General features: G+C 69.1%; 19 protein-coding genes. 4 read left to right on the forward strand and 15 right to left on the reverse strand.

Annotated features, from left to right (window positions below; translation table 11 throughout):
* Positions 1 to 48: 48 nt before the first annotated feature.
* From ACYQZ5_RS12685 to ACYQZ5_RS12695, 3 genes are all read right to left on the reverse strand, one after another.
* On the reverse strand, positions 49 to 525 hold the full coding sequence (locus ACYQZ5_RS12685) for a DUF7112 family protein (protein WP_379818619.1): 477 nt from the start codon (positions 523 to 525) through the stop codon (positions 49 to 51).
* 18 nt (positions 526 to 543) lie between these two features.
* Positions 544 to 939: a 30S ribosomal protein S6e gene (locus ACYQZ5_RS12690; protein WP_379732683.1), complete on the reverse strand. Its 396-nt coding sequence runs from the start codon at positions 937 to 939 to the stop codon at positions 544 to 546.
* Positions 940 to 1,014: 75 nt separating this feature from the next.
* Positions 1,015 to 1,509: a DUF7529 family protein gene (locus ACYQZ5_RS12695; protein ID WP_379732684.1), complete on the reverse strand. Its 495-nt coding sequence runs from the start codon at positions 1,507 to 1,509 to the stop codon at positions 1,015 to 1,017.
* A gap of 83 nt (positions 1,510 to 1,592) precedes the next feature.
* Between ACYQZ5_RS12695 and ACYQZ5_RS12700 the strand changes: the two genes are divergently transcribed.
* Positions 1,593 to 1,907, forward strand: coding sequence for a DUF7573 domain-containing protein (locus ACYQZ5_RS12700; protein ID WP_379732685.1), 315 nt, complete (start codon positions 1,593 to 1,595; stop codon positions 1,905 to 1,907).
* A gap of 6 nt (positions 1,908 to 1,913) precedes the next feature.
* On the opposite strand, the gene mutL is transcribed toward ACYQZ5_RS12700, so the two are convergent.
* The 3 genes from mutL to engB are packed head-to-tail and all read right to left on the reverse strand — an operon-like array spanning position 1,914 to position 6,905.
* Complete coding sequence (gene mutL, locus ACYQZ5_RS12705; protein WP_459846381.1) at positions 1,914 to 3,572, reverse strand: DNA mismatch repair endonuclease MutL; 1,659 nt, start codon at positions 3,570 to 3,572, stop codon at positions 1,914 to 1,916.
* Positions 3,569 to 6,226, reverse strand: a complete 2,658-nt coding sequence (gene mutS, locus ACYQZ5_RS12710) for a DNA mismatch repair protein MutS (RefSeq protein ID WP_459846383.1) — start codon at positions 6,224 to 6,226, stop codon at positions 3,569 to 3,571. Before mutS ends, mutL begins: the two co-directional genes overlap by 4 nt.
* A gap of 55 nt (positions 6,227 to 6,281) precedes the next feature.
* On the reverse strand, positions 6,282 to 6,905 hold the full coding sequence (engB, locus tag ACYQZ5_RS12715; protein WP_379732568.1) for a GTP-binding protein EngB: 624 nt from the start codon (positions 6,903 to 6,905) through the stop codon (positions 6,282 to 6,284).
* Between the two features lie 134 nt (positions 6,906 to 7,039).
* Between engB and ACYQZ5_RS12720 the strand changes: the two genes are divergently transcribed.
* Positions 7,040 to 8,476, forward strand: a complete 1,437-nt coding sequence (locus ACYQZ5_RS12720) for a TIGR00341 family protein (RefSeq protein WP_459846385.1) — start codon at positions 7,040 to 7,042, stop codon at positions 8,474 to 8,476.
* On the opposite strand, the gene ACYQZ5_RS12725 is transcribed toward ACYQZ5_RS12720, so the two are convergent.
* The 5 genes from ACYQZ5_RS12725 to ACYQZ5_RS12745 form a co-directional block, all read right to left on the reverse strand.
* Positions 8,374 to 9,339 carry an NOG1 family protein gene (locus tag ACYQZ5_RS12725; protein WP_379731463.1) on the reverse strand — a complete coding sequence of 322 codons (966 nt, stop codon included), beginning with the start codon at positions 9,337 to 9,339 and terminating at the stop codon, positions 8,374 to 8,376. The two genes, ACYQZ5_RS12720 and ACYQZ5_RS12725, sit on opposite strands and share 103 nt — an antisense overlap.
* 71 nt (positions 9,340 to 9,410) lie before the next feature.
* Positions 9,411 to 10,580 carry a CBS domain-containing protein gene (locus tag ACYQZ5_RS12730; protein WP_379731462.1) on the reverse strand — a complete coding sequence of 390 codons (1,170 nt, stop codon included), beginning with the start codon at positions 10,578 to 10,580 and terminating at the stop codon, positions 9,411 to 9,413.
* Between the two features lie 57 nt (positions 10,581 to 10,637).
* A complete protein-coding gene (locus ACYQZ5_RS12735; RefSeq protein ID WP_379731461.1) occupies positions 10,638 to 11,408 on the reverse strand; it encodes an ABC transporter permease in 771 nt (256 codons plus the stop codon).
* Complete coding sequence (locus ACYQZ5_RS12740; RefSeq protein WP_379731460.1) at positions 11,405 to 12,415, reverse strand: ABC transporter ATP-binding protein; 1,011 nt, start codon at positions 12,413 to 12,415, stop codon at positions 11,405 to 11,407. Before ACYQZ5_RS12740 ends, ACYQZ5_RS12735 begins: the two co-directional genes overlap by 4 nt.
* 103 nt (positions 12,416 to 12,518) lie before the next feature.
* The gene (locus ACYQZ5_RS12745) at positions 12,519 to 13,016 is read right to left on the reverse strand and encodes a DUF367 family protein (protein ID WP_379818126.1); all 498 of its coding nucleotides are present in this window, start codon (positions 13,014 to 13,016) and stop codon (positions 12,519 to 12,521) included.
* A gap of 77 nt (positions 13,017 to 13,093) precedes the next feature.
* Here ACYQZ5_RS12745 and ACYQZ5_RS12750 point away from each other — a divergent pair, with 77 nt between their 5' ends.
* Complete coding sequence (locus ACYQZ5_RS12750; protein ID WP_379731458.1) at positions 13,094 to 13,447, forward strand: nuclear transport factor 2 family protein; 354 nt, start codon at positions 13,094 to 13,096, stop codon at positions 13,445 to 13,447.
* A gap of 3 nt (positions 13,448 to 13,450) precedes the next feature.
* Here the strand turns inward: ACYQZ5_RS12750 and serS are convergent, their stop codons facing one another.
* From serS to ACYQZ5_RS12770, 4 genes are all read right to left on the reverse strand, one after another.
* On the reverse strand, positions 13,451 to 14,827 hold the full coding sequence (serS, locus tag ACYQZ5_RS12755; RefSeq protein ID WP_379731457.1) for a serine--tRNA ligase: 1,377 nt from the start codon (positions 14,825 to 14,827) through the stop codon (positions 13,451 to 13,453).
* 501 nt (positions 14,828 to 15,328) lie between these two features.
* Entirely contained in the window at positions 15,329 to 15,721 is a 393-nt protein-coding gene (locus ACYQZ5_RS12760; RefSeq protein WP_379818127.1) for a hypothetical protein, read from the reverse strand.
* 178 nt (positions 15,722 to 15,899) lie between these two features.
* A complete protein-coding gene (locus ACYQZ5_RS12765) occupies positions 15,900 to 17,777 on the reverse strand; it encodes a cation:proton antiporter domain-containing protein (protein ID WP_379731132.1) in 1,878 nt (625 codons plus the stop codon).
* 87 nt (positions 17,778 to 17,864) lie between these two features.
* Complete coding sequence (locus ACYQZ5_RS12770) at positions 17,865 to 19,838, reverse strand: AMP-dependent synthetase/ligase (RefSeq protein WP_379731131.1); 1,974 nt, start codon at positions 19,836 to 19,838, stop codon at positions 17,865 to 17,867.
* 377 nt (positions 19,839 to 20,215) lie between these two features.
* On the opposite strand from ACYQZ5_RS12770, the gene ACYQZ5_RS12775 reads away from it, so the two are divergent.
* Positions 20,216 to 20,800: a DUF1102 domain-containing protein gene (locus tag ACYQZ5_RS12775; protein WP_379731130.1), complete on the forward strand. Its 585-nt coding sequence runs from the start codon at positions 20,216 to 20,218 to the stop codon at positions 20,798 to 20,800.
* The last annotated feature ends 23 nt before the right edge of the window (positions 20,801 to 20,823 follow it).

Raw genomic sequence — 20,823 nt, forward strand, 5'->3', positions numbered from 1 at the left:
CCCCGACGAGGCGCCTGAACGGGAAAAAGCGACCGCGTTCCGGTCGGCTCAGTCGAGGTCGAACGGGTCGGCATCGGCGCCGTCCCGGTCGCTACCCTCGCCGCCGAGATCGCTCGCGATGTCCTGCAGCGACCCGCCCGGGCCGCTGGTGTCGCGGTAGAACGTCCGCTCGCCCGGCAGTCGGAGCCCGTAGCGCTCGCCCGGCTGGATCTCGTCGACCTCGACGGGATCGCCCGGCTCGCGGCCCTGTTCCTGCAGCCACTCGACCAGTCGGTTCTCCGCGCGACCCGGGTCGCGGGCCTCGCTCTTGAGGTCGTAGGCGCCGCGGAGCAGAAACCCCGAGCGGTCCTCGCGGACCTCGGCGTGGCGTTCCTCGCCGTCGATCACGACGCGGACGAACGCGCCCGGTTCGAGGTCGAGGTCGGCCGGCAGCCGGAGGCAGGGCCGGCGGGTGCCGCCGCTGCGGGCCACCTCCGCCCGCTCGGTGCGGACGCTGGCGTGGTCGCTGGGGATGCGATCGGGCATCGAGAGCTGAGAGAAAGCTTACTCCTCGTCTTCGTCGTCGCCCTCGCCGAAGGCGGCCGCGACGTCCTCGTCGCCGAGCACCTTGGCGTTGACCTGCGCGCTCTCCTCGCTGAACTCGGCGCCGCGGACCGTGACGCGGCGTCGCTCGCCGTCCTTCTCGGGGTGGTAGCCGACGCCGCCCTCGAGCAGGAGCTGTTTGAGGTTCGAGCCGGAGACGTCCTCGCGCATCGGTCGGCCGGCGGCGTCCGAGCCGCCGGTGAGCTTCAGCGTGGACTCCGAGAGCCCGACGACGTCGCCGTCGACCTCCTCGCCCAGCGAGCGCCCGATGAAGCGGTTGGCGTCCTGTCCGTCGACCTCCGTCTGATACGTGTTGCCCGTGTCGGGGTCCGACACGACGAGCTTGAGTTCGGCCATACCCGAAAATCTCGGCCGCGGCTGAAAAACACGTCGAAACCGCCCGTTCCGGCAGGGGTGGGCCGAACGCGGCCGTTACTCCTCGCCGGGCAGCAGCGCCTGGGGGTGTTGCTGGACGAACAGCACGCGCTCGCTGTCGTCTAGCGGCCGGACGTACAGCCGGCTCTCGCCCTCGGCCTCGATCCGCCGAGCGGTCTCCTCGGCGTCCTCGACCTCGTAGTAGATCGGGATCAGCACCGCCCGGCCCGCCTCGGCGGCCTTCATCACGACGACGGCGAAGACGACGCCGTTGGTCTGGGCGTTGTACGCCTCGTACTCGTCGAACTCGGCGCCGTCGACGGCCTCCTGTACTGCCTCGAACTCGTTACCCGGCACGAGCACGTCGAACCCCGTGCGGTCGTCCTCGTAGCCGTCGTCGGTCTCCAGTCGGGGCAGCGGCGTCACCGCGCCGGGGCGGAGTTCGACCGTCTCCCAGCCCTCCTCCCGGAGCTCTTCCGCGGTGGCCTGCATATCGTCGATGGTGTCGTCCCAGAGGTCGGTCATGCCCTGCAGCGGGTGTCCGGGGTCCATGCCCGGGTAACGGCCCGTCATGGGTGAAAAGGGTTCGCTTGCGGGACGCCAGCGCTAAACCCCCGCCGGCCCCAGACCGCTGTATGACTGACGACGCCAGCCTCACCGACTTCGCCGGGAGTGGGGACGGCGCAGACGATTCCGCGGACGGCGCCGACGGGGCGAGCGATCCCGAGGATGGCGCACACGGGCCAAACGACGGCCCGGAGTCCGACGACGCGACCGACGCCGAGCCCGAAACGCCGACGTTCACCTACACGTCGACGCCGGACGGCGCCGAATGTGCGGCCTGCGGGGCGACGGTGGAGAAACGCTGGCACGCCGGCGAGGGCGGAACGGCGGAGAACCCGGATCTCAATCCGGACGCGCTGGTGTGTCCGGACTGTAAAGAGTGGTAGCGGCGGTTACTGTCGTTCGAAACCGGCGGCCAGCGTCTCCTCGTTCACGCTGAGCACCGTCGGCCGGCCGTGCGGGCAGGCGAACGGCTGCTCGCACTGCCCGAGTCGGTCGACGAGCGCCTGTGCGTCCTCGGTATCCAGCGCGTCGCCGGCCTTCAGCGACGGGTGACAAGCCAACTCGGCCAGCGCGTCCTCGCGGGCGTCCTCCGGATCGTCGCCGCTCGCGAGCGCGGCGAGGGTCTCGCGGAACGCACCCGCGTCGGCGGGCCGACCCAGCGGCGCGGGCACTGTCGAGAGCTTCACCGTCGTCCCGCCGAACGGCTCGGCGTCGAAGCCGAGCGCCGCGAGGTCGTCGGCACGCTCCTCGACGACCGCGGCCTCGGCGGGCGACAGCGAGAGCGTCTCCGGCGGCGAAAACTCCGCGCGTTCGATCGACGCACCCGAAACGGCGGCCCGCAGACGCTCGAAGTTCACCCGCTCGTGGGCCGCGTGCTGGTCGATCACGAGCAGGTCGTCGCCCTCCGCACAGAGCAGGTACGTCTCGCGGAACTGCCCGAGTACCTTGGCGTCGGCGAGCGCGGAGTCGTTCTCTCTCGGCGCGAGCGACTCCTCCAGCCCCATCGCGACCTCGCCCGAGCGCCGGAGATCCGCGGTCGTGAGCGCGTCGTTCACGCCGGTCTCGACCGCCGCCTCCACCGCGTCCCGTGCCGAGAGCGCGACCTCCGCCTTCGCGGGGTGGACGTTCGCGTCGACGGTTTCGGGCGGCAGCGACACCGAGACCACCGCGATCGGGTGGCGGCCGTCGGGCAGCAGCGTGCCGTAGCCCCGCTCGACCGCGCGGCGGAGGCCTCCGTCGACGACCGGGCGGTCGTTGACCGCAGTCCGGAGATGTGAGCGGTCCGCGCGCGTCGTCGAGGGGTACGCGAGGACGCCCTCGACGTGGAGCTGTTCGCCGTCGGAGAGCGTCGTCTCGTGGGCGAACGTCGTCGACCGCGCGGCAACGTGGCGGTCGTAGACGGCCGCGAGCGCGTCTTCGTAAGCGCCGCTTCCGGGCGTCTCGAACACCTCGCGGCCGTCGTGAGAGAGCGAGAACGACACGTCCGGCCGGGTGAGCGCGTAGCGCGCGACCAGTTCGGAGATCCGAGCGAACTCCGCGCCCTCGCCGCCCAGCGACTCGCGGCGCGCGGGACGGTCCCCGAACAGATCGCGGACGATCACCGTCGTCCCACGGGCGCGCCCGGCGTCAGTGATCCGGATGTCGCCTTCGTCGCCGACCACGAGCCGCGTTCCCGGCTCGCTACCGTCGCTGGTGACCAGTTCGAGCCGGCCTGCATCGGCGATGCTCGGGAGCGCCTCGCCCCGGAAGCCGAGGCTGGTGGTGGCCGGAAGCTCCGCGGCGTCCCGGAGCTTGCTCGTCGCGTGACGCTCGACTGCTCGGGCGGCGTCTGCGCGAGCCATCCCGTGGCCGTCGTCCGATACGCGGATTCGTTCGGTGCCGTCGCCGTCGATCTCGATCCGGATCGAGTCGGCGCCGGCGTCGAGCGCGTTGTCCAGCAGTTCGCCGACGACCCGCGCGGGCCGGGTGATCACCTCGCCGGCCGCGATGCGGTCGACCGTCTCCTCGTCGAGTCGTTCGACCGTCGGCGGGTCGGTCGCGTCGCTCATCGCGAGACGCGGTCCTGGAGTTCCTGCAGGCGGTTCAGCGCCTCGATGGGGGTGGTCCGAGCGAGGTCGATGTCGCGGAGTTCGGCGGCGATCTCGTCGGTGTCGGTGTCGTCGGGTTCGGTTCCAGGCAGCGTCTGCTGGCCCGGCGGCGGCGAGGGTTCGGCGTCGTCGGTGTCGATCGTGGTAGCGGTATCGACGCCCGCGCCGTCCGTGGCGGCCTGCGTCGGTTCGGTCGTCGCGTCTGCCGACGCCGTGGTCTCCTCGTCCTCTACCAACTCCCGCGAGCGCTCGACGACCGCCTCCGGGACGCCGGCCATCCGGGCGACCTCGACGCCGTAGGAGGAGGACGAGGGTCCCTCGTCCACGCGGTGGAGGAAGGTTACGTCCTCGCCGTCACGGATCGCGGTGAAGTGGAGATTGAACACTCCCTCGCGCTCGTCGGCCAGCGCGGTCAGGTCGTGGTAGTGGGTCGCGAACAGCGTCCGGGCGCCCACCTCGTCGTGGAGGAACTCCGTGGCCGCACGGGCGATCGCGAGGCCGTCGGCGGTGGAGGTGCCGCGCCCGACCTCGTCCAGCAGGACCAGCGAGTTCTCCGTGGCGTCGTGGAGGATGTCGGTGAGTTCGCTCATCTCGCGCATGAACGTCGACTGCCCGCCCGCGATGTCGTCGCTGGCGCCGACGCGGGTGAACACGCGGTCGAGCACGGGGAGGCTCGCGGACTCGGCGGGGACGAACCCGCCGGCCTGCGCGAGCACGCAGATCAGCCCGACCTGCCGCATGTACGTCGACTTCCCGCTCATGTTGGGGCCGGTGATCAGCGCGACGCTGCCGGCGGGGAGGTCGGCGTCGTTGGGCACGAACTCCTCCTGCGCCTGTGCGACGACGGGGTGGCGCCCGGCCTCGATCTCGAGCGACTCGTCGCCGTCGTGGAACGCTGGCCGGCAGAACTCCGGCCCTACAGCGACCGTCGCGAGCGAGAGCAGCGCGTCGAGATCCGCGAGGTCGTCGGCGAGCGCCTGCAGGCGGTCGGCCGCGTCGGCGACCTGCGCACGGACCTCGCGGAAGATGTCGTACTCCAGCGCGTCGGCGCGCTCGGCGGCGCCCAGAATTTCGTCCTCGCGCCGGCGGAGTTCGGGCGTGACGAACCGCTCGGAGTTCTTCAGCGTCTGCCGCCGGCGGTACTCCTCGGGCACCTCGTCGAGGTGGCTGTCGGTCACCTCGATGTAGTAGCCGTGGACCTGATTGTGGCCGACTTCGAGGTTGTCGATCCCGGTCCGTTCGCGCTCCTTGGCTTCGAGGTCGGCGACCCACTCGCGACCCTCGCGTTCGGTCGCGCGCACCTCGTCGAGTTCGTCGTCGAAGCCGTCGGCGATCACGCCGCCCTCGGTGATCTCCTGCGGCGGGTCCTCCGCGATCGCGGCCTCGATCAGTTCCCGCGTCTCCGCGAGTTCGTCGAGGTCGTCGCGGAGCGCCTGCAGGCGGTCGGATTCGGCGTCGTCGAGCGCCGCTTTCAGCTCTGGAACGATGGCGAGCGTGCCCGCGACCGAGCGCAGGTCCCGCGCGTTCGCTCGCTCGCGGGAGACCCGCGAGACCAGCCGTTCGAGGTCGTAGGCGGCGCTGAGTTCGTCGCGCAGTTCCTCGCGCAGCAGCGTCCGCGTCGACAGCTCCTCGACGGCGTCGAGCCGGGCCTCGATCGCGCGGCGGTCGACCAGCGGGCGGCGGAGCCACGACGCCAGCCGGCGGCGCCCCAGCGCACAGACCGTCTCGTTCACCGTCTCGAACAGCGTGTCGCCGTCGCGGTCGCCGCCCGCGCGGTTCTCGAACAGTTCGAGGCTGCGCAGCGCGGCGGCGTCGAGGCGCAGGCAGTCGGCGGGGTCGTAGCGCTGGACCCGGGAGACGTAGTCGAGCGCGCCGTCGTCGCCCTGCGTGTACTCGGCGTAGGCGAGCAGCCCGCCGACGGCGCGGGTCTCGACGCCGGAAAAGCGGTGGGGATCGGCGTACTCCGCGAGCGTCTCGCGGGCCGCGTCGGGCGCGAAGGCGTCGTCGTCCCAGTCGGTCGTTGGACAGGGAGCATCGATGTCGGGCGCGCCCGGCCCCGAGAGCAGTTCCGCGGGGCCGACACGTGCCACCTCCTCGCGTGCGCTCGCGGGGTCGGACGCGGGAGCGACTCGGCACTCCCCGGTCGAAACGTCGACGCTGGCGACCGCGAACGCCTCCTCGCCGCCGACCACGCTCGCGACGTACGTCGAATCGGGCGACAGCAGTTCGTCGTCGACGACGGTGCCGGGGGTGATGATCTGCGTGACCGCGCGCTCGACGATCCCGTTCGTCTCGCTGGGGTCCTCGACCTGATCGGCGATCGCGATACGGTGGCCGGCCTCGAGTAAGCGCTCGATGTACTCCGCGGCGTTGTCGACGGGGATCCCCGCCGCGTCGTAGGTGCCCGTGGAGTCCTCCCGCTCGATCATCGTGAGCTCGCAGATCCGGGCGACCTCCTCGGCGATGCCGCAGAACGTCTTGTAGAAGTCCCCCACCCGGAACAGCACGAGCGCGTCGTCGTGCTCCCGGCAGCGGTCCACGTACTGCTGGAGCATCGGCGTGAGCTCGTCCCGGCGCTCGTCGAGCTCCGGCGGGGGCCCGGTGACCGCAGACATGGCCGAAAGAGGGGTGCCGAAGCGGAAGAGCGTTACGCGAGGCGTCGGTCCGCGTTCAGCTGACGAACTGCAGGAGTTCCTCGCGCTTGGCCTCGCGGAACCGCTGGCCCAGCGCCTCCTCCAGCGGCCCGATGCTGCCGGTCTTCGCAGTGATCGGACAGATCGTCTCCCGGTACTGCTGCCAGGGCGGGAACAGCCCGAGTCGGTCACAGAGGTCGTTAAGTCGCTCGTCGCGGTCGTCGACCTTGTCCATCTTGTTGACCGCGACGATCGGATCGACGCCCACGTCCTGCAGGAAGTGGAACATCTCCACGTCGTGGGGGATGTCGCCGTTCTCGCGGTGGCGGTCGATGATGTCGATCACCGCCTTCCCGTCGACGACCAGCACGCCCGCGAGGATGTCGTCGGCGTTGTCCTCGACGTAGCGAACCACGTCGGTCTTGATCTGCTCGCGCTGTTGCTCGTCGACGCCGGACATGAAGCCGAAGCCCGGCAGGTCGGTGAACATGAAGTCCTGCCCGGCCCAGTCGTAGTGGTTGGGCTGGCGGGTCACCCCCGGCTTCCCCCCGGTGTCGAAGCTGTGGCCCGTCAGCTCCCGCATCAGCGTCGACTTCCCCACGTTCGACCGGCCGACGAGGACGACCTCGTCCCCGCGGTCCGGTCGGTTCTCGAAAGACATAGCTGTGGATAGCCGGCTGCCGGGGTTAACGCTCACGGGTCGGCAGGAGGGGCCGATAAATCTGATAGTGCGATAGCGAAAGGCGGAGTGGTCACCACCGCCGGCTATTTGCCCGCCCCGTGAGAGACACGCCTGTGCGACTCGTACAGGTCATGATCCCCGCCGGGAAGCGGGAGGCCGTGCTCTCGGTGCTGGACGAGAACGGGATCGACTACGCGCTGTCGGACGAGACCAGCGGCCGGCGCTACACCGGCGTCGTCTCGTTCCCGCTGCCGACCAACGCCGTCGAACCGATCCTCGATCAGCTCCGGGAGGAGACGGGGATCGACCGCGACGCCTACACGGTCGTGCTCGGTGCGGAGACGGTGGTCTCCGAGCGCTACGACCAGCTGGAGAAGGAGTGGACCGAGGGCGAGGAGGGCGAGCGCATCGCCCGCGACGAGCTGATCACGCGGGCGGCCGACCTCGCGCCCGACTGGGTGCCGTTCCTCGTGATGACCGCGATCAGCGCCGTCGTCGCGACCGCGGGGCTGTTGCTCGACTCTCCGGCGGTCGTCGTCGGCTCGATGGTGATCGCGCCGCTGATCGGGCCGGCGATGGCCACCAGCGTTGGCTCGGTCCTCGACGACCGCGAGCTGTTCGTCCGGGGGATCAAGCTCCAGACCGCGGGCGCGCTGCTCGCGGTCGCGAGCGCGGCCGCGTTCGCGGGGCTGTTGCGCTTCGGGAACATCGTCCCGCTGGGGACGAACGAGGTGCTCGCGATCGGCGAGGTCCGGGAGCGGCTCTCGCCGGGCGTCCCGTCGCTGGTGGTCGCGCTCGCGGCCGGGATCGCGGGCGCGCTCTCGCTGTCCTCGGGTGTCTCCTCGGCGCTGGTGGGCGTGATGATCGCCGCGGCGCTGGTGCCGCCGACCGCGGTCGTCGGCATCGGGATCGCGTGGGGTCGCCCGGCCGCCGTCGTCGGCTCGGCGGTGCTGGTCGCGGTGAACTTCCTCTCGATCAACCTCGTCGCGCTGGCGGTGTTCTGGTACCAGGGCTACCAGCCCGAGGAGTGGTTCAAGGTGGGCGAGGCCCGGAAGGACACCGCCAAGCGCATCGGCGCGCTGGCGGTCGCAGTGCTGATCCTCTCGTCGGTGCTCGCGGGCGCGACGTACGCCTCCACCCAGCGCGCGGCGTTCGCGGACGACGCCCGCGCGGAGACCGAGGCGCTGTTAGCGGGGGAGCCGTCGCTGTCGCTGATCGACTTCGAGGTGGAACACGGCGCCGCGTTCCCGTTCCGCAGCCCCGAGCGGGTGGTGGTGACCGTCGGCTACCCGCCGGGCGAGGAGCCGCCGGCGCTGGCCGAGCGGCTCGCCGATCGGATCGACAGTATCGGCGGCGGACCGTTCGGCTTCAGCAGCGGCGAGAACGTCGCGGTCGCGGTGCGGTACACCGCCGTCGAGACGGCGGGCGGCGACGGCTCGGCGACGGCTCAGGCGTTGCGCGAGGGCGGGATGTCGGGCTCCCAGTCGACGGCCGCGACGAGGCGGTCGAGCACCCCCTCGATGTTCTCGCCTTCGGCCACGCTCATGTAGGCGTCGGCCTCCACGTCGGTCGACACGTCGGACTTGTTGCAGACTGTCACGACCGGCGCGTCGAAGCGCTCGTCGAGTTCGTTCCGGAGTTCGAGTTGGGCGTCCAGCGGGTAGCCGCAGTTCCCGGAGGCGTCGACGACGAACAGCACGGCGTCGGCGAGGTGGCGCAGCGCGGAGACGGCCTGGGCCTCGATGTCGTTGCGCTCGTCCTCGGGGCGGTCGAGCAGCCCCGGCGTGTCGACGATCTGGTAGCGGATGTGGTCGCGCTCGAAGTGGCCGACGTGGACCGCCGTCGTCGTGAACGGGTAGGACTCGATCGCGTTGCTCGCGTTGGTCACCGCGTTGACGAAGGAGGACTTCCCCACGTTGGGGTAGCCCGCGACGACGATCGCGGGCTCGTCGGGCCGGATGTCCGGCAGCGTCTTGAGCTCGTCCCGGGCCTCGCCGACGACCAGCAGGTCGTCCTCGATCTCCTCGACGATGTCGGCCATCCGGGCGAACGCCTGCTTGCGGTGCTTCCGGGCGGTGTCGGTGTCGCTGTTGCGGATCTTCGAGGCGTACTCGTCGCGGAGCTGTTCGATCTGGTTGCCCGCCCACGTCACCTCGCTGAGCGCCTGTCGCAGCCGATCCACGTCGACGATCGCGTCGGCGAGCTCGTAGTAGAACGGGTCGACGTAGTCGAAGTCGGGCCAGGCGCCCGCCACGTTCTGGAGGTTGTCCGAGAGGATGTTGCCGGCGGTCCGTAGCATCGCTTCCTGTGCCTCGTAGGGGTCCTTCGCCCGCCCCGTCCGCGACGCCCGGGAGAACGCCTTGTCGAGGAGCTCCTCCGACCGGGGCGTGGTCGGTAGATCTTCGAAAGTCATCGATTGCGGGGTTCTACCCGGCCAACGCGTAAAAACGCGTCCGTTCGGGGAACGACTGGATCCGCCCCGAGCTACGACTGACGCGGGAGCTCTCGCCCACGCAGCCCCGCAAGCCCGCCGCTGGTCTGGGAGATATTGAACGCCATCACGAGGTCAGTCTGGGAGAGCAGGCCGACGAGGTTCCCCTCCGCGTCCGTCACGGGGAGCCGGCCGGTGCGGTGGGCCTGGATCGCGTCGAGGGCGTCCATCAGTTCGCTGTCGGGCGAGAGGGTCGGAACGTCGTAGTTCATCACGTCCTCGACGAGGTAGGCGTCGCGCTCGACCTCCGGGACGGATTTCGTGTCGTCGAGCGTGACCATCCCGACGAACTCCCCGTTGCGCAGCACGGGGTAGCCGACGTGGCGCTCGCGGAGCATGCGCCCGATGAGTTCGGCAACGGTGGTCTCCTCGTCGACGGTCTGTAGCTCTTCGGCGGGCGTCATGATCTCCCGGACGGTCACGCCCTCGAACGCCGCCTTCAGCGCGGTGCGCTGGGCCTCGCCGGAGGCCCCGATGTAGATGAAGAAGGCGACCGCGACGAGGATCAAGTCGAAGCCGATCAGCCCCGCGAAGCCGAGCAGCACCGCGAACCCCTTGCCGACCGTCGCCGCGATCTGGGTCGCGCGGACGTGCGAGCGGTTCCGCGCGAGCAACGCCCGCAGCACGCGGCCGCCGTCCATCGGGAACCCCGGCAGCATGTTGAACGCCGCGAGCATGACGTTCACCAGTGCGAGGTAGCCGAACACGAACTGCACGGCCGGGAGGCTCCCGGGCGTCGCGACGAACGCCGCGTAGGAGACCACCCCGACCGCGACGCTCACGATCGGCCCCGCGACGGCGACCGAGAACTCCTGTTTCCAGTCCTCGGGCATCTCCGTGAACTGGGCGACGCCGCCGAGCAGCCAGAGCTTGATCGAGTCGATCTCGAAGCCGTAGCGCATCGCGACCAGCGAGTGGCCCAGTTCGTGGAGCAACACCCCGACGAACAGGCCGATCGCCGACGCCGCGCCCAGTATCCAGGGGGTGTTCCCCTCGGTCAGCGGCGCCGTCCCGGGCACGTCCGACGGGAGGATGCCCAGAATCTCGACCCAGAAGCCGACCTGGGAGCCGATCACCCACGCGAACAGCGGCAGCACCAGCAGGAACGTCACGTCGATCTTGATCGGGATGCCGTAGATCCGCCCGATCTGGAAGCTCGCCATGGGAAACGGTAGCGCGCCAGCGCAGGTAAAACGACTGGTCAGCCGAACCGCTCGCCGCTACACGGCCTCGACGCGTTCGAACAGGTACGTGCCGATCGCGACGGTGACGATCGAGGAGACCACGAGCGCGCCGAGATCCAGCGTGAGCGGGTACGTCGAACTCCCCACAAGCACCGCGCGGAGGCCGTCGACGCCGTAGGTCAGCGGGTTCGCGAGCGCGATCGCTCCCACCGGGTCGGGGAGGCTCGATATCGGGTAGATCGCGCCCGAGAGGAAGAAGATCGGGAAGATGACGAACTGGACGACCAGCCCGAACCCCTCGCTGTCGCTGAACTGCGACGCCAGCGCGACGCCGAAGCCGACGAACGTCGTCGCGATCAACAGCAGCACGACGAGCGCCACGGGCAGCGCCAGCAGGCTGCGTATCTCGAACCCCAGCGGGATCGACAGCAGGAGGATCAGCGCCGCCTGCACCAGCGCGGTCGTCGACCCGCCGGCGATCCGCCCGAGCACGATCGACGTACGGCTGACGGGCGCGACGAGGATTTCCTTCAGGAAGCCGACCTCCTGATCCGCGAGGATCGACATCCCGGCGAAGGAGGCGCCGAAGAGCATCGTGAACCCGACCATCCCGGGGACGAGGTACTGGAGGTAGTCGACGCCCTCGGGCAGCCCGGGGATCGCCGCGCCGCTGAAGCCGAAGCCGAGGAAGACGAGGAACAGTAGTGGCATCGCGATCGAGCCGACGATCCGGGAGGGCGTCCGGGCGAACCGCTTCACGTCCCGGAGCCAGAGCGCGTAGATCGCCAGCGGGCCGACGCGCTTCATCGGTCACCCCCGGCGGCGCCGACGACCGCCTCACCGTCGTCCGACGCCGCGCTGTCGGCTTCGTCAGCTTCGCGCTCGGCCATCGTCGCCCCCGTCAGCGAGAGGAACGCGGTTTCGAGGTTTGGCTCGCGCACGTCGACGGCGGTGACCGGGACGCCGGCGTCGTCGGCCAGCCGGACGAGATCCGCGATCCGCTGCCGGCCGTGATCGACCGTGACGCGCAGTCCGCCGTCGGCGGTCGAGAACTCCGACACCCACGACTGCGCGGCGAGCCGGTCCCGGAGCGTCGCCGTAGAACCGTCGAGTTCGAGGCTGACCACGTCGCCGCCGATCGACTCCGTGAGCGCGCCGGGGGAGTCGATCGCGGCGATCTCTCCGTCGTCGACGACCGCGACGCGGTCACAGAGCTGTTCGGCCTCCTCGATGTAGTGAGTCGTCAGCACGACGGAGACGCCGGCCTCCTCGTTGAGCCGGCGGATGTACTCCCAGGAGTCCCGGCGCGTCCGCGCGTCGAGCCCGGTGGTCGGCTCGTCGAGGAACAGCACGGCCGGCTCGTGGAGTAGCCCGCGGCCGATCTCCAGCCGGCGCTTCATCCCGCCGGAGTAGGTGCCGACCGGGTCGTCGCGCTCGTCGTCCAGCCCCACGAGGTCGAGGATCTCGTCGATCCGCTCCTCGCGCTCGCCCGCGGACTGGCCGTAGAGCCGGGAGTGGAAGGCGAGGTTCTCCGCGCCCGTCAGTTCCTCGTCGAGCGCCTGCTCCTGGAACACGATCCCGATGCTGTTGCGGACCGCCGCGGTGTCGTCGACGATGTCGTGCCCGTCGACGGTCGCGGTTCCCTCGCTTGGTCCGAGCAGCGTCACGAGCATGTTGATCAGCGTCGACTTGCCCGCGCCGTTGGGACCGAGCAAGCCGAACAGTTCCCCGTCCTCGACGGTGAACGAGAGGTCGTCCACCGCGACGGTCTCACCGAAGCGCTTGGTGAGGCCGTCGACCTGTATCGCCGCCATGTGAACGCGGCTGAATAAACGTTCAAGGCGGAAGTAGCTGCCGGCACGGCTCCGGAGACGATCGATCGGCTCGCGAGAGAGATTCGATATCGCCCTCTGCGGTTTATCGGTCCAGATACTCCTGCTGGATCTCGACGACCTCTGCCGAATCCTCGCACTCCGAGTACCGTTGGAGGGGTTCCTCGTTGAGTTCGAGGAACGTCTCGCCCCAAGTGAACTTCGAGAGGATCTGCTCGGCTTGGGGCTTCTCGCCCAGAATCACGAGCGCGCCGGCGAACGCCTCGACGGTCGTGAGCTGCATCGGCTTCCCGAAGTTCACCGGATTGGCGGCGACGAGGTAGGGGAGCGCGCGGTGGTCGCCGTCGATGGTGAACTGCTTCTCGCCGGCGGACTCCCACGAGCAGTCGAGCGCGACCAGCGCGTGCTCGGCGGCCTCGCGGTCGGCGGGCGAGAGCGCGCGCTCGGCGTGGGGGTTGAGCACGACCCCGTACGGCGTCGCGCGGTCCGAGCGGTGCAGTTCGGCGAGGTCGAACCGCGAGAGCTTCCGGGCGGTACACTTCTCGGGGTCGTCGTCGCCCTCGTACCGGACGTGCAGGTCCACATCCCGGCTGGGCGCCCGAGCGACAAATGCCCCCCGGAGACCCGCGGCTTCTTGGCCCCGCTGGCCCGACGTGGGGTATGAGCCACACTGATCCGGTGGAACGCTACTACGAGGCGGTCGACGCGATGGACGCCGACGGGCTCGCGGCCGTGCTCGCGCCGGGGTTCCGACACGACCGCCCGGACCGGACTATCGAGGGTCGCGAGCGGTTCGTCGCGTTCATGATGGACGAACGCCCCCGGACCGACACGGTTCACGCGGTGGACACGCTGTTCCTGCCCGAAACCGAGGACGGCGACGACGCCCGCGGGCGCGAGGTCGCGGCACACGGCCGACTGTTCGGAGAAGACGGCGAGGAACTGCTCGCGTTCGTCGACCTGTTCACCGTGGAGAACGGGGAGATCGTCGATCTCCGAACGTTTACGAAATAGCGCTCAGTTCCCGTCGCCGACGGCGCTCTCGCCGACCGGCTCCTGGCCCTCGATGACCTCCTGTCCGCCCATATAGGGCTGGAGCGGTTCGGGCACGTCGACGGTGCCGTCGTCGTTCTGGTAGTACTCCAGGATCGCAACCAGCACGCGCGGGACGGCGACGCCCGAGCCGTTGAGCGTGTGGAGGTACTCCGCCGACTCGTGCTGCTCGGGGCGGTACTGGATCCCCGCCCGGCGGGCCTGGAAATCACGGAAGTTCGACACCGACGAGACTTCGAGCCAGCGGCCGCCCTGCTCGGGACCGTCCGCCATGTCGTCGCCGGGCGCCCACACCTCGATGTCGTACTTCTTGGCCTGCGTGAAGCCCAGATCGCCCGTACACATCTCGAGGATGCGGTAGGGCAGCCCCAGCGCCTGCAGCACCGACTCGGCCTCCGAGACCAGCCCCTCGAAGCGCTCGTCGCTCTCCTCGGGCCGGACGAAGTTGACCATCTCCACCTTGTTGAACTGGTGGACGCGGACGATTCCGCGGGTTTCGGTGCCGTGCTCGCCGGCCTCCTGCCGGAAGTTCGGCGAGTACGCCTGGTACTTCAGCGGCAGGTCGTCGTCGAGCAGGATCTCGTCGCGGTGGAGGTTCGTGACGGGCACCTCCGCGGTCGGGAGCAGCCAGAGGTCGTCGTCGTCGTACGGCTCGTCGTGGCTCCCCTCCAGCCGATAGGCGTCCTCGGTGAACTTCGGGAACTGGCCGGTGCCCTCCATCGACCGGCTGTTGACCGGGATCGGCGGGAACACGTCGGTGTACCCCTGCTCGCGGTGGGTCTCGAGGAAGAACTGGATCAGCGCGTGTTCGAGGCGGGCGCCCTCGCCCTTCGCGAAGTAGTAGCCGCCGCCGCTGACCTTCGCGCCGCGCTCGAAGTCGAGGATGTCCAGTTCCTCACCGAGGTCGTAGTGCGGCGTTACCTCGTCGGGCAGGTCACGCAGGTCGTCGAACCCCTCGCGCCGGCGCTCGACGTTTTCGCTCTCGTCTGCCCCGCGGGGCACGTCGTCGTCGGGGAGCATCGGGATGCGCATCATGCGCTCTTCGAGTTCGTTTTCGAGCTCGTCGGCGCGGTCTTCGACCTCCTCGAGGCGTTCCTTGAGTTCGCTCGATCGGTCGATCGCCTCCTGAGCCTCTTCCTCCTCGCCCTCGCGTTTGAGTTCGCCGATCTTTCGGCTGACTTCGTTGCGCTCGTGGCGGAGGTCGTCGCCCTCGGCCTTGAGGTCGCGCCACTCGTCGTAGATCTCGAGGATCTCGTCGAGGTCCACGTCGTCGACGCCCTTCGAGTCGAGCGCGTCCCGGACGCGCTCTGGCTCCTCCCGGAGCGTCTGTCGGCTGATCATGGGCGGGCTTCTCGGTGATTCGGGAAAACCGTGTCGGGTCGATGGGAACCAGTGGCAGCCGCGAGTGTCGGTTGTTGGGGCGGTACGTGCGACGGAAACGGTTGTGGGCCGTCGGCAACGGCAACCGCAACAGCAGCTCGGTGCTAGACCACTTGTGACGGCAGTGCGCCGGGCATGAGGCCCGGCCCAGCACGGAATCCCCACCCCTCCCCCCGCGGCCGGCGACCGTCGCCGGCCGCGAGGCGTCCACCGCCACCGCTGCGGCAGTCGGCGCGCGACGTGAGCGCCTCCGTGCGCGAACGGACGTGAGCGAGTGAGTCGGCTGGGGAGGAAGCGAGGCGGGAAAACTCGCCGAAGGCGAGGCAAACCGCCTCGAAGCGAGCGGCGAACGGAGTGAGCCGCGAGCAGTGAGGGCTGTGCGGGGCGGTGCGGTCACAAGGTGCCAACGATCGAGATGCTGTTGCTGTACGGTTTCTTCAGAACTACCAATCAAGCCCCAAATCAGTCCTGGGCCGCGAAGAACATCTCCAGCCCGTTCCGCGTGATCCGCACGTCGATCGTCCCCGTCCCCGTCACGTCGACGCGCTGGGCGTCCTCGTAGGGACCGGTGACGATGTGGACCCGCGTGGGGATCGGCGCCTCGCCCGCGTCGGGCGAGGGCGCCACGTCGGGGACCAACTGCCGGGAGCCGGGCGGGACCGTCCCCTCGAAGTCGGGCGCCGGCGGGTCGCTGCCGTCGTACTCGGCGACCGGCGTCACCGTCGCGGTCACGTCCCGGGCGCCGCCGCTGCGGTTCTCGATCGCCAGTTCGACCGCGTCGTTGGTCAGCGACGTACAGCCGGCGAGCGCGACCGCGACCGGGAGAGGGAGGAACGAACGGCGTGAGAGCGCCATTACCGACGGTCGGGGATCGGGAGAGAAACCGTCGTCGGTATCGGTCGCCGCCGGGAGGGGTTCAGGGCGTTTCACGGCTACCGCGCGGCTTCCCGTCTCGTGCTACTCACGGCTCACTTCGTTCGCCGTTCGTACTCCGAGGCGGTTTGCCTCCCCTCCGGGGAGTTTTTCCGCCTCGCTACTCCTCGGGGTGGGCCCACTTCATCGCCTTGCGGACCGAATCCTTCCGGCCGATGAACGTCACGCGGTCGCCGCGTTCGAGCGTGAAGTCGGCCTCGGGGACGAACGCCTCCTCGTCCCGGCAGACCAGCCCGATCAGACAGCCCTCGGGGAGCTGCGGGCCGAGGTCGCGGATCGTCTCGCCGATCAGCGGATCCGCGGTGACCTCGATCTCCTGGACGTCACCGGTCTCGCCGATCCCCTGCATCCAGTTGGCGAGCGCCGGGCGCTCGATGTAGTTGTCCATCGCCTGTGCGGTGGCCATCGCCGAGGAGATCGTCCGGACGCCCAGCTCCTCGAAGGCGTCGACGTTCTCGGGGTTGTTCGTCCGCGCGATCACGCGCTCCGGCGAGAACTTCGACTGTGAGAGCTGGGAGATCAACAGGTTCGCGTCGTCGTCGCCGGTGGCGGCGACGATGATCTTGGCGTTGTCCGCGCCGGCCGACCGGAGCACCTCCGTGTCGGTGCCGTCGCCGTGGTGGGCGGTGAACCCGGCGTCCCGGACTTTCTGAATGCGTTCCTGGTTGTTCTCCACGATGACGACGTTCTCGCCTCGGTCTTCGAGGCGGGTCGCGAGCTCGCGCCCGACCGACCCGCCCCCGACGATGATGACTCGCATGGGTATGACGTTGAGTTTCTCCGCGATCTGGCGGGCCAGCCCCGCCTCGAACAGCACGGTCAGCAGGATAGTCAGGAAGACGGTGCCGACGAGCACGTCGGCCGCCTCGGGCATCCCCACCTCCGGGCTCCGGAGCTCGATGGCGAACAGCGTCGCCACCGACGCCGGGATGATCCCGCGCGGCCCGACGAAGCTCATGAACAGCTTCTCCTCGGTGGTGATCCGGTCGCCCGCGCTGGAGACGAACACCAGCAGCGGCCGCAGCACCAGCGCGACGACGACGACGACGCCGATCCCGGCGAACCCGAGATCGAGCAGCACGTCGAACTGGAGCAGCGCCGCCAGCGTGATGAACACGAACGAGAGCACGATCAGCGTCACGTCGCCTTTGAACGCCGCGATCTCCTTCTCGTAGGGCACGTCCGCGTTCCCGAGCAGGATCCCCGCGACGGCGACGGCGGCGACGCCGGCCTCGCTGGCGAGGTAGTTCGCGGCGGCGTAGGCGACGAGCGCGCCAGCGAGCACCAGCAGCCGGGCGTTGCGGGGCGCGTTACCCGGCGAGAGGTCGACGTACTGCAGCGCGTAGTACAGCAGCCCGGCGACCGCGATCCCGACCAACAGCCCGTAGCCGAGCCGCTCGGCGAACAGGGTCACGAGCGCGCTCGGGCCGGACGCGCCGGTGGTGATGATCTCGAAGATCACCACCGCGGAGATCGCGGCGGTCACGTCGTTGACGATCCCCTCGGTGTCGAGCGCGACGCCGACGCGGTCCCGGACCGGAACCACGTCGAGGATCGGCGCGATAACGGTCGGCCCGGTCGCGACGAGCAGCGACCCGACGAGGAAGGAGACGAGCCAGTCGACGCCGAGCAGGTAGTGGACCGCCACGCCCGTCCCGACCAGCGCGATCACGGCGCCGACGGTGACGAGTCGGAACGCCGTCTTCGGCGCCTCCCGGATCTCCTCGATCCGGAGGTGGAACGCGCCCTCGAAGACGATTATCGCGACGGAGAGCCCGACGATGGCCGACAGCGCGGCGGTCCCGAACTCCACGGGGTTGAGCAGCCCGGTCACTTCCGGGCCGAGCAGGATCCCCGCCGCGATCAGGAAGACGATACTCGGCACCCGGAAGCGGTCCGAGAGCACCTGTGCGATGACGCCGATACCGACGACTCCGGCGACGACCGCGATCAGCACGGCTGCCTCGTTCCCGGCCATCTACGGCACCTCGGCTGTCGCTGATCCGTTCGCCCTCACACAACAACGGTCCGGTGGACGCGGCTTAAGGCTGACTACCGCGGCCGGTTACTCGTAGAGATCCTCGACCTCGTCGCTCCAGCGGTCGAGAATCTTCCGGCGCTTCTTCTTCATCGTCGGCGTGAGGAGATCGTTCTCTGGGGTGAACTCCTCGGGCACCAGTCGGAACTGCTTGATCTGCTCGTGGCTCTCGAACCCCTCGTTGATCGTCTCGACCTCGCGGCGGATGCGGTCACGGACGCGGTCGTCGTGGCAGAGTTCGTCGTCGGACTCGGGGAGGTCCAGCCCCTCACGCTCGCCCCACGCGCGGATCGCGTCGAATGCGGGGACGATCAGCGCGCCGACGAACTTCCGGGCGTCGCCGACGACCATCGCCTGCTCGATCAGTTCGTTGTCGGCGAACGCGTCCTCGATCGGGCCCGGCGGCACCATCTTCCCCGTCGAGAGCTTCAGCAACTGTTTCGCCCGCTCGCGGAACGCGATGTAGCCGTCGGGACGGATCTCGACCACGTCGCCGGTGCGGAACCACGGCTCGCCGCCGTCGTCGGCCTCGTCGAACGCCTCGTCGGTCGCCTCGGGCTTCTCCCAGTAGCCGTCGGTGACGTTCGGGCCGCGGACGAGCAGTTCGCCCGTCTCGCCCTCGATGTCCTCGCCCATCACGCCGATGGACTCGTCGAGCTTCGTCTCCACGTCGACGACCGGCGGGCCGATCGTGCCGGGTTTGGGGTCCTCGATGGGGTTGACGCTGAGCACGGGCGCGGTCTCCGTGAGGCCGTACCCCTCCAGGATCGGGATCCCCATCCCGTGGAACAGCCGGCAGAGGTCCTCCGAGAGGCTGCCGCCGCCGGAGACGAAGAAGTCGACGTTGTCCCCCAGCGCCTCGCGGACGCTGGAGTAGACCAGCTTGTCGCCGATGTTGTGCTTCAGCGAGAGGATGGTGCCGGGATTCTCGGCCCGCTCGTACTCGCGGGCCACGTCGACGGCCCACTCGAAGATGCGCTGTTTGATCGGCGACTCGCTGGCCTGCTCCCGGACGGCGGCGTACAGCTTCTCGTACACGCGCGGGACGCTGGTGAACGTCGTCGGCTCGACCAGCTTGAAGTCCTCACGCAGCGTGTCCGGGCTCTCGGCGTAGGCGATGGTGGCGCCGGCCGCGAACATCAGGAAGTGGCCCGACAGCCGCTCGAACACGTGCGCAAGCGGGAGGAAGGAGAGCGCGACGGTGTCGGTGTCGGTCGTCGGCAGGTCCGGGTCGCGGTCGGGGCGGGGACCGAACCGCCGGAAACACTGGTTCACGTTCGACCGGAAGTTCCAGTGGGTGAGTTCGACGCCCTTCGGCTGGCCGGTGGTGCCGGAAGTGTAGACGAGGCTCGCGAGGTCGTCGCCGTCGCGCTCGTCGAGCCAGCCCTCGTAGGCGTCCTCGTCGAACGCGTCGGCGCCGCGGTCGTGGAGTTGGCCCAGCGTGAGCACGTCGTCGCGGTCCCGCACCGCCGCCGCGGCGCCGCTGCCGTCGGCCGGTTCGTCCATCACGACGATGAAGGAGAGATCGAGTTCGTCCTCGACGTGCAGCACCTTGTGCAGCAGGTCGCCGTTCTCGACGACGACACCCTCGGCGCCGGCGTCGCCCAGCAGGTACTCGGTCTGGTTCTCCGAGGAGCCGCTGTAGACGGTGTTGACCACGCCGCCGGCGGCGAGCACGCCGAAGTCGGCCTGCGCCCACTCCATCCGGGTGTTGGCGAACAGCCCCACGCGGTCGCCGGCCCCGACGCCGAGATCGCGGAAGCCGGCGGCGAGGTGGCGGACGATCTCGCGGGTCTCCTCGTAGCGCAGGTCGGCGTAGTCGCCCGCCGGCGCCGCGGGGATCACGCCCTCGGCGACCAGCGAGCGGTCGTAGATCCCCCCCTTGTAGCGCTGGGCCACCTCCCCGGCGTTGCGCTCGGCGCTGGCCTCGAACATCGCCGGCAGCGTGTCGTCGCCGATCACGGGGTGGTCGAACCCCTGTTCGGCTTCGCGAATGTCCATGAGGTCGGGATGGGCGGGGAACCACCATAAAGTTCCGTACACGTCGGGGGTGTTGCTCGGGGTTGATTGGGCCGGCGTCGACGGCGGTTTCGGCCACGGGAGTTCCGTTTCTCGGCGTTGTTTCTCGATCCCGGATGAATCGGCGAAAACGACCGACTGGAGCGGTTTCGGTTGGCGCCTCAAGACCGGCTTGAGGTGCGGTCAGGCCGGGTCTGTGGGGTCGGTCACCGTTCTCAGGTTCGGTCGGAGACGTTTCGGTTCGCTAACTGGTTCGGTCTGAATCGTGTCAGCCGAGTCATTACTACTTACAAAGGGGGATATGTGTCGGGTGAAGCGTTCCCGGGGCGAGCTCGGGACGCGAACGAGGTACTACGACAATGGAACGACGCAAGTTCATCGCTGGTCTGGGATCGCTTACCGCCGCCGGCGCGGCGGGCATTGGTACGGGCGCGTTCACGAGTGTGCAGGCGGATCGTAGTCTGAGTATTCAAACTGCAGGTGACGCCAACGCTTTCCTCAGTATCACGAAGGCAGAAGACGATAACGGGGACGTCTACGCGAACGCTCAGGAGTACGTCGACATTAGTAACGGCGAGGTGAGTCTCGACTTCACTCAAGTGGAAGATACCGCAAATGCGTCGGCGTCGGGTATCAACAAGAACGCAAAGACGATTTTCGATCGCCTGCTCGACGTAACGAACAACGGTACTCAGGATGTTGAATTCTGGATCGAATCGGATCTAATCGTATCCAGTCCCAATTCCGACGACGGATTCCTAGGGGTTTACTCCGAAGACAGTGACGACGGTCTCGGGTTCGACTACGCCAACGGCAGTTGGGGCAAGGTTACTCTCAGCCCCGGTGAGACGCTCGAAGACATCGGTGTCTACATTCCCAAGGGCCACTCCACCGGCGACCTGAGCGGTGGCACCCTCACCTTCATGGCCGACAGCGGGAACTAGGACGAACTCCCTCCAACCCTTAA

Source organism: Halolamina salina (assembly GCF_054653455.1).

Coding starts and splice junctions, on each gene's coding strand:
- mutS (WP_459846383.1), bottom strand. CDS start 6,226: ATGTCTGCGGTCACCGGGCCCCCGCCGGAGCTCGACGAGCGCCGGGAC.
- mutL (WP_459846381.1), bottom strand. CDS start 3,572: ATGAGCGACGCGACCGACCCGCCGACGGTCGAACGACTCGACGAGGAG.
- ACYQZ5_RS12725 (WP_379731463.1), bottom strand. CDS start 9,339: ATGACTTTCGAAGATCTACCGACCACGCCCCGGTCGGAGGAGCTCCTC.
- ACYQZ5_RS12690 (WP_379732683.1), bottom strand. CDS start 939: ATGGCCGAACTCAAGCTCGTCGTGTCGGACCCCGACACGGGCAACACG.
- ACYQZ5_RS12760 (WP_379818127.1), bottom strand. CDS start 15,721: ATGGCGCTCTCACGCCGTTCGTTCCTCCCTCTCCCGGTCGCGGTCGCG.
- ACYQZ5_RS12770 (WP_379731131.1), bottom strand. CDS start 19,838: ATGGACATTCGCGAAGCCGAACAGGGGTTCGACCACCCCGTGATCGGC.
- ACYQZ5_RS12730 (WP_379731462.1), bottom strand. CDS start 10,580: ATGGCGAGCTTCCAGATCGGGCGGATCTACGGCATCCCGATCAAGATC.
- ACYQZ5_RS12735 (WP_379731461.1), bottom strand. CDS start 11,408: ATGAAGCGCGTCGGCCCGCTGGCGATCTACGCGCTCTGGCTCCGGGAC.
- ACYQZ5_RS12740 (WP_379731460.1), bottom strand. CDS start 12,415: ATGGCGGCGATACAGGTCGACGGCCTCACCAAGCGCTTCGGTGAGACC.
- ACYQZ5_RS12685 (WP_379818619.1), bottom strand. CDS start 525: ATGCCCGATCGCATCCCCAGCGACCACGCCAGCGTCCGCACCGAGCGG.
- ACYQZ5_RS12775 (WP_379731130.1), top strand. CDS start 20,216: ATGGAACGACGCAAGTTCATCGCTGGTCTGGGATCGCTTACCGCCGCC.
- ACYQZ5_RS12695 (WP_379732684.1), bottom strand. CDS start 1,509: ATGGACCCCGGACACCCGCTGCAGGGCATGACCGACCTCTGGGACGAC.
- ACYQZ5_RS12765 (WP_379731132.1), bottom strand. CDS start 17,777: ATGGCCGGGAACGAGGCAGCCGTGCTGATCGCGGTCGTCGCCGGAGTC.
- ACYQZ5_RS12700 (WP_379732685.1), top strand. CDS start 1,593: ATGACTGACGACGCCAGCCTCACCGACTTCGCCGGGAGTGGGGACGGC.
- ACYQZ5_RS12750 (WP_379731458.1), top strand. CDS start 13,094: ATGAGCCACACTGATCCGGTGGAACGCTACTACGAGGCGGTCGACGCG.
- serS (WP_379731457.1), bottom strand. CDS start 14,827: ATGATCAGCCGACAGACGCTCCGGGAGGAGCCAGAGCGCGTCCGGGAC.
- engB (WP_379732568.1), bottom strand. CDS start 6,905: ATGTCTTTCGAGAACCGACCGGACCGCGGGGACGAGGTCGTCCTCGTC.